Raw genomic sequence first — 7,142 nt, 5'->3', positions numbered from 1 at the left:
TGATCTCCACCTGCCCCCAGCGCGCCCGGATCTGGGCCACGATCCGCGTCAACTCCTCGACGCTATCGGCTGCCCGTCAATGTCGGACGCGCGCAACCGCGCGCACAGCAGATGCTCGCCGCTGAAGATGTATAACAGCAGGTAGTGGTAATGGCCGTAATAGCCATGGAAGAAACGCCCTTCCTGATGTCCGTGCAGGGGGGCATCGGTCGCGTCCAGGTCGATCCAGATCGATGACGGTGGGCACGGGTGGGCATCCAGGAAGCAATCGACCAGCAGCGTATCCATCCCCGCCGGGTGGGCGACGATCTTCTTATACCGCGCATCCGCCGTGGCGTCCTCGGGGGTCAATTCCAAGCGATTGAGCGTGCTGGAACTGGCCAGCGCCTTGCCCCGATGGCGAGGGTTGAACCGATCCGCGCCGCTGGGGTCGGCCTTGCCGACCACCGCCGCCAGCAACGGGTCCAGGCGTAACCGATCATGGTCGTTGAGGTCTTCGTAACCCAAGGCCAGCGCATACACGCTCTGCCCAACCAAGTTCAGCACGGTGTGTTCGATGGCGTCCAGGTCACGGTCGTCGGTAAACTGCTCGGCGAGTCGGGCGACGATGCCGGTGCGCACTTCCACCTCGCGCAGCAGCAGCCCGCCGCCGTCGGAACTGATCATGCCCCCATCGAACGCGGCCACCACCGGACGCTTGCCGAGCGCGTGAAAGTCGCGCTGTTCGGGTTTACACTCTGTCATCCAAGGGCCGCCCTCTCACCGGCAAATAACCTGTTGTTCGCACAACCGTTATGCCGGCATTGGCGGCCCTTTTTCAACCCCTCGGTGAGATATCCGGGCTAGATTTCCGTTGCGGCGCCTCAGAAACGGTATGCATCTCCTCAGAGAACTGCTCAACAATGCCACCCTGCTGTTGACCCTCGCGGTGGTTTACAGCCTGTTCATTGCCCGGCTCCCGCGCGAGCGCACCGCCGTGCGGCTCCTCAACGGTCTCCTGTTCGGAACCGTCGCCCTGGTCGCCATGCTCTACCCCGTGACCCTGGCCCCCGGACTGATTTTCGACGGGCGCACCGTGGTAATAAGCCTGGCCGGCGTCTTCGGGGGTATCCCGTCCGGCGCTGTCGCGGCGCTGATCGCCACCGGCTATCGGGCGTGGCTGGGCGGCCCCGGGGTCTACATGGGGGTCGGTACCATTCTCACCGCCGCCATCATGGGAATCGCCTTCCACGCCCTGCGTCGTACCGGAAGGGTAAAGCTCGACGCGCTCACCCTGGCGGTCTTTGGTCTGTTGGTGCAAGCCCTGGCGTTGGGGTGGACCGTGACCCTCCCCGCCGGGCTGCGCGAGCAGGTGCTGAGCCAGGTGGCCCTGCCCTTTCTCACCGTACTCCCCGTCATCAGTCTTTTGTTCGGTTTGCTTCTCCACGCGCAAGAGCAGCGAGCCGACGAGGGCCGGCGCTATCGCGAACTGGTGCAGAACGCCAACAGCGCGATCCTGCGCTGGCGCCCCGACGGCACCCTCACCTTCATCAACGCCTTCGCGCAGCAACTGTTTGGCTGGTCCGAAGCGCAAGCCCTCGGACGGCCCTTCGACCACTTGGCGCCCGGGGCAGACGCCAGCGCCACCTCGCTCGCCGGCATCAGCCAGGAACTTTTGACCCTTCCCGCCGGGGCCCGGACCCTCACGCGCGAGCACTGTTGCCGCGATGGCCGGCGGGTCTGGATCGCTTGGACCTGCCGCGCGCAGCGCACGCCCCAGGCCACGGGGGCCGAGATCCTCGCCATCGGCAACGATATCACCGAGCTCAAACGGGCCGAACAGGCGGTGGGTGCGAGCGACGCCTACGTGAGAGAGGCCAAACGGATCGCGGACCTGGGTTACTGGGAATGGGACCTGGTTACCGGTCGTCCGATCTGGTCGGAAGAGATCTTCCGCTTCTTCGGGCGCGACCCAGCGCTGCCTCCGGCCGATTACGCGCAGATCAGGCCGTCCTTTGCCCCCGAGAGCTGGGAGCGCGTGGCCGCTGTCGTGGACAAGGCCGTGACACAGGGAATCTCCTATGAGTGCGAAGCCGAGGTGGTACGTCCGGATGGCCAACATGGCTGGCTGACCGTGCGGGGAGAAGCGGTGACGGGCGAAGCGGGCCAGCCGGTGAAGCTGCGGGGCACGATTCAGGACATCACGCAGAGCAAGCAGCTCCACGATGCCCTGGCCCAGCAGCGCGGTTTCCTCGCTACCCTGATCCGCACCATTCCCGATCTGGTGTGGCTGAAAGATCCCGCTGGCGTTTATCTGGCATGCAATCCGCGCTTCGAACGCTTTTTCGGCGCCTCGGAGGCGGAGATCGTGGGGCGTACGGACCGCGACTTCATGCCCGAGGAGATGGCTGCCTTCTTCCGTGAGCACGACCTCCAGGCCTTGGCGGCCGGCCGTCCCACCCTCAATGAAGAAACCGTCACCTTTGCTGACGACGGTCACCAGGAGCGGCTGGAGACCATCAAGACCCCCATGCACGACGCCGCGGGAAATCTCATCGGCGTGCTCGGCATCGGGCGCGACATCACGGCCGCGCGCGCGCTGCAGGAGGCCTTGCGCGAGCGGGAAGAACTCTACAGCCTCCTGTTCAACCAGGCGGGCGATGCCATCGAACTGATGGAAGCCGAGACGCTACGCTTCGTCGAGGTCAATGACACCGCCTGCCGTCTGCTCGGCTACTCCCGCGAGGAGATGCTCCAACTCTCGTTGCTGGACACGGTACCCGAGGCGGACGCGGTAAACGCGCAGGCGCGCGCGCAACGCCTCCTGGCAGCGGGAGGCGCGGTATTCGAGAGCCGGCAACGGCGCAAGGACGGTGTCATTATCGACGTTCAGGTGAACGTCCAAGCCATCCGACTGCGGGGCAAGGCGTATTTTCTGACCGTTCGGCGCGACATCAGTGAACGCCAGGCCGAGCAGCGGGCCTTGCAGGAGCGTGAGGCCTTACTGGCGGCCATTTTCAACCAGGCCAGTGTCGGTATCGATCTGCTGGACCTGGAGACGCTGCGCTTCCTCCAGTTCAACCGCGCTTCTCACACGCTGCTCGGCTACAGCGAGGCCGAATTTGCCCAATTGCGGCTGCCGGACATCCAGGCCCTGCCGGCCGACGTGTTTGCACGCATCTTCTCCGAGAAGCTGGCGCAGTTGCGCGCGACGGGTCGCCTCACGTTAGAGGTCCAGCACCGCCGCCGCGACGGCGCGGTGCTCGATTGTCTCCTGAACCTCGGGCTGATGGAACTCCACGGGCAGGTGCAGATCCTCGCCGTATGGAGCGACATCACTGAGCAGAAGCGCGCGCGGGAGGCCTTGCGCGAGCGCGAGGAGATCTATAGCGCCATCATCAACCAGGCGACGGATGGCATCGTGCTGATCGATGCCGAGACCTTCGGCTTCGCCGAGTTCAACGAGGCGGCGTGTCTGGGGCTAGGCTACAGCCGCACGGAGTTCGCCCGGCTGACGCTGGCCGATATTCAGGCCACCTGGACGGCTGAGCAGGTCGCCACGCAGGCGCGTTTGCTGCGAGAGCAAGGCGGCGGTTTGTTCGAGGTCGCCCATCGCCGCAAGGACGGCGAAATCCGTTTTGTGCGTGCGGCCAATCACCTCGTCGCCATCCGCGATCGGCGTTACTACGTCGCCATCTGGTATGACATCACCGAGCGCAGGCAGATGGAACGGCAGCTCATGGAGTCCGAGGCCCGGTTCCGGACCCTGATGGAGCAGGCGCCCCTGGCCATCCAGGTGGTGGCGCCCGATGGTCGGGCCGTGCGGGTCAACCGGGCGTGGGAAGCCCTTTGGGGCGTCCCCTTCGATGCCCTGGCGCACTACAATCTCCTGGAAGACCGGCAACTGGAGGCCCGCGGACTGATGCCCGACATCCGCCAAGCCTTTGCCGGCCTGCCCACCCCCATTTCAGTCATCGAATACGATCGCGCGGCGACCCCGGAAGTCCCCGGGGGGCACGGCAAACTGGTGGTGCGTACCCTGATGTACCCGTCCAAGGACGCCAACGGCCAGTTGCAGGAAGTCGTGCTGATCCAGGAGGACGTCACCGCCCTCAAGCAGGCGGAGCAAGAACTGGAAATGCATCGGCGCCACTTGGAGCGACTGGTGGAGGAACGCACGGCGGAGTTGGCGCTGGCACGCGACCGGGCCGAGGCCGCCAACCGGGCGAAGAGCGCCTTTCTGGCCAACATGAGCCACGAGATCCGCACCCCACTCAATGCCATCACCGGGATGGGCTACTTGATCCGGCGCAGCGGTCTGACGCCTCGCCAGGCCAGCCAGATGGACAAGCTGGAAGCCGCCGGCCGGCACCTGCTCAGCACCATCAATGCCATCCTGGACCTCTCCAAGATCGAGGCCGGCAAGCTCGCGCTGGAAGACATGCCCGTGCAGTCGGCAGTCCTGGTGGATAACGTACTGGCGATGCTGCAGCCGCAGGCCCAAGCGAAGGGGCTGCGCCTGAGCTGCCAAGTGGAGCCGCTGCCGCCGCATCTGATGGGCGATCCGACCCGTCTGCAGCAGGCTCTGCTCAATTACGTCAGCAACGCCATCAAGTTCACCGCCGCCGGGACGGTGGCCGTGCACGTCACCCGGCTGGAGGCGGCGGCCGACCACGTCCGGCTGCGTTTCGCCGTGCAGGATACCGGCATCGGCATCACGGAGCAGGCCCTCACGCGGCTGTTCAACCCCTTCGAGCAGGCCGACGGGAGCATGACCCGCCAATACGGTGGCACCGGCCTGGGCTTGGCCATCACGCGCCGCTTGGCCGACTTGATGGGCGGTGAAGCCGGCGCGCAGAGCACGCCCGGGGTGGGGAGTACCTTTTGGTTCACGGTCCGCCTGCGCCAAGAGATTCCGCCCGCGATCCTTCCGCAGACGGGCGAAAGGATGGATGTAGAACAGGTCTTGCGCTCGGACTACGCGGGCTGCCGGGTGCTCCTCGCGGAAGATGAGCCCATCAACCGGGAAGTCGCCGTGTCCTTGTTAGAGGACACCGGGTTGGTCGTGGAGGTGGCCGAAGACGGCCTGCAGGCGCTGGAACTGGTCAAACGTCACCGCTATGACCTGATCCTGACCGATATCCAGATGCCGCGCATGGATGGACTGGCGCTCACGCGCGCGATCCGCGGCCTTCCCGGCTACGCCGACACGCCGATTCTGGCCCTCACCGCCACCGCCTTCGTTGAGGATAAGAACCGCTGTTTGAGTGCTGGTATGAACGATTTCATTTCCAAACCGATGGTGCCGGAAACACTGTATGCCTGTCTGCTGACCTGGCTGAAAGACGCAAAGCGTCATTGAGGATCGATCGATGCCATCCGGCATGAATACCCGCGAACTGGTACACGGCGGCCTGCGGGTCGCCGCGCTCGGCCTGGGCTGCATGGGCCTCGACTTTGGCCATTTTTAGCCGGAGGGAATGCCCTATGCGCGGCGGGGTCAAGCGGGCTGCGCGGGAGCGCAAGGTCACCGCAGCGTTCGTAGAGTTGGCGGCAGCGGGACGCAGGCAGTATCGTCTGAAGCCGACTAAAACACCAGACGTGACCGCCTTTGCCGCCGCTGCCGACTGCGATTGTAGCGATTCTGCTGCCCTTTGCCCCCCTGTTTACGACGCCGACCCGGGCCCACGCGCAGGTGCTGTTGATCGGGACGTTGCTGACCCAGGGGCCGCGCACGGTCACGGCGGCTTTGCGCACGATGGGGTTAGGGCAGGAGCGGTGCTTCGGGCGTTACCATCGGGTCCTGAATCGCGCCCGCTGGTCGGGTCTGCGCGGCGCCCAGATCCCGCTCGGATTGTTGATCGTCCTGATACCGCCCGACTGGCCCCTGGTGTTCGCGGTGGACGAGACGCTGGAGCGGCGCAAGGGCGAGCGCATTGCCGCCAAGGGGATGTACCGCGACGCGGTGCGCTCCAGCCGCAGCAAGGTGGTCACCTGCCTGGGCTTGCAATGGATCTGCATGGCCCTGCTGGTGCCGCTGCCCTGGAGTCAACGGCCGTGGGCGCTGCCATTTCTCACCCTGCTGGCCCCTTCGGCGCGGGCCAACGCAGTGGCCGGCAAGCCCCACCGCACCGTCGTGGACTGGACGCGTGTCATGGTTCGGCTGGTGTCGCGGTGGCTGGGGCGGCGCCGCTGGGTGCTGATTGGCGACGGGAGTTATTCCTGCGTCGCCCTGGGCTGGGAGTGCCTCACGGCCCAGGCGACCTTGATCACCCGCCTGCGCCTGGATGCGCGCCTGTTTGCCTTCCCTGGCCCGGTGCCCGCAGGGCGGCGCGGGCGCAAACCACAGAAGGGGGCAGCCCTGGCCAAACTGGCCTCGCGCCTGGACGAGGCCCTGACGCAGGGCAGCGAAGCCACGGTTCAATGGTATGGGCACGCGAAAACGCTGCGCCTGCTCAGCGATACCTGCCTGTGGCATACCCCGGGTTATCCGCCGCTGCCGATCCGCTGGGTCCTGGTCGTCGATCCGAGCGGAGATATCGACACCTAAGCCTTTTTCACCACCGACCTGACCATGGCCTCGGCCCGCGTGGTCGAACTGTTCGTCTGGCGCTGGTCGCTGGAGGTCACCTTCGAGGAAACCCGCCGTCACCTCGGCGTAGAGACTCAGCGCCAGTGGTCCGCCTTGGCCATCGCCCGCACCACGCCGGTGCTGCTCGCGCTCTATTCGCTGGTCTGTCTGATGGTGCATCGCTGGCGCGATCAGTGGCCGGTGCTGGCGCGTTCCACTGCCTGGTACCTCAAGCCGCAGGCGACGTTCTCCGATTGTCTCGCGCTGGTGCACCGCACCAGTTGGGCTGCGTCGAATTTCGTCACATCAACCTCAGGCCCGGACTCCCTCGCCATTTCCCGCCAGGACTGGCAACGCGTGCTGAATCAACTGGCGGCGACACCCTGAAATGGCCAAAGTCGAGTCGAACTCCTCCACAGATGCCTCCCACTCACAGACCTGACTGATCATGCGACTCGCGGCCCCATGGGAGCGCGGTCTGGATGGCAACCCGGCGACCGACCTGGTCGGATCGCCAGATATCAGTTACCCCTTCACGCAAACGACCTGCTTGAGGGTATGCACCACCTCCACCAGGTCCGCCTGGTTGGCC

4 protein-coding genes are annotated in these 7,142 nt (G+C 65.6%); 3 read left to right on the top strand and 1 reads right to left on the bottom strand.

The features are described 5' to 3' along the window. Positions 1-48 precede the first annotated feature (48 nt). Positions 49-744, bottom strand: a complete 696-nt coding sequence (locus tag QZY44_RS06840; RefSeq protein ID WP_295444062.1) for a transposase — start codon at positions 742-744, stop codon at positions 49-51. A gap of 130 nt (positions 745-874) precedes the next feature. On the opposite strand from QZY44_RS06840, the gene QZY44_RS06835 reads away from it, so the two are divergent. The 3 genes from QZY44_RS06835 to QZY44_RS06825 all read left to right on the top strand — a co-directional run bounded on the left by QZY44_RS06835 (position 875) and on the right by QZY44_RS06825 (position 6,937). Then, positions 875-5,341, top strand: coding sequence for a PAS domain S-box protein (locus QZY44_RS06835; protein ID WP_295444060.1), 4,467 nt, complete (start codon positions 875-877; stop codon positions 5,339-5,341). Positions 5,342-5,590: 249 nt separating this feature from the next. Then, on the top strand, positions 5,591-6,529 hold the full coding sequence (locus tag QZY44_RS06830; protein ID WP_295444058.1) for a transposase: 939 nt from the start codon (positions 5,591-5,593) through the stop codon (positions 6,527-6,529). Between the two features lie 24 nt (positions 6,530-6,553). Next, entirely contained in the window at positions 6,554-6,937 is a 384-nt protein-coding gene (locus tag QZY44_RS06825) for a hypothetical protein (RefSeq protein WP_295444055.1), read from the top strand. The last annotated feature ends 205 nt before the right edge of the window (positions 6,938-7,142 follow it).

Origin of the sequence: uncultured Thiodictyon sp. (assembly GCA_903837595.1) — a bacterium.
Lineage (GTDB): Bacteria > Pseudomonadota > Gammaproteobacteria > Chromatiales > Chromatiaceae > Thiodictyon.
The sequence above is the reverse complement of the archived record's forward strand: the minus strand, read 5'-3'. Positions and strand labels throughout refer to the sequence as shown.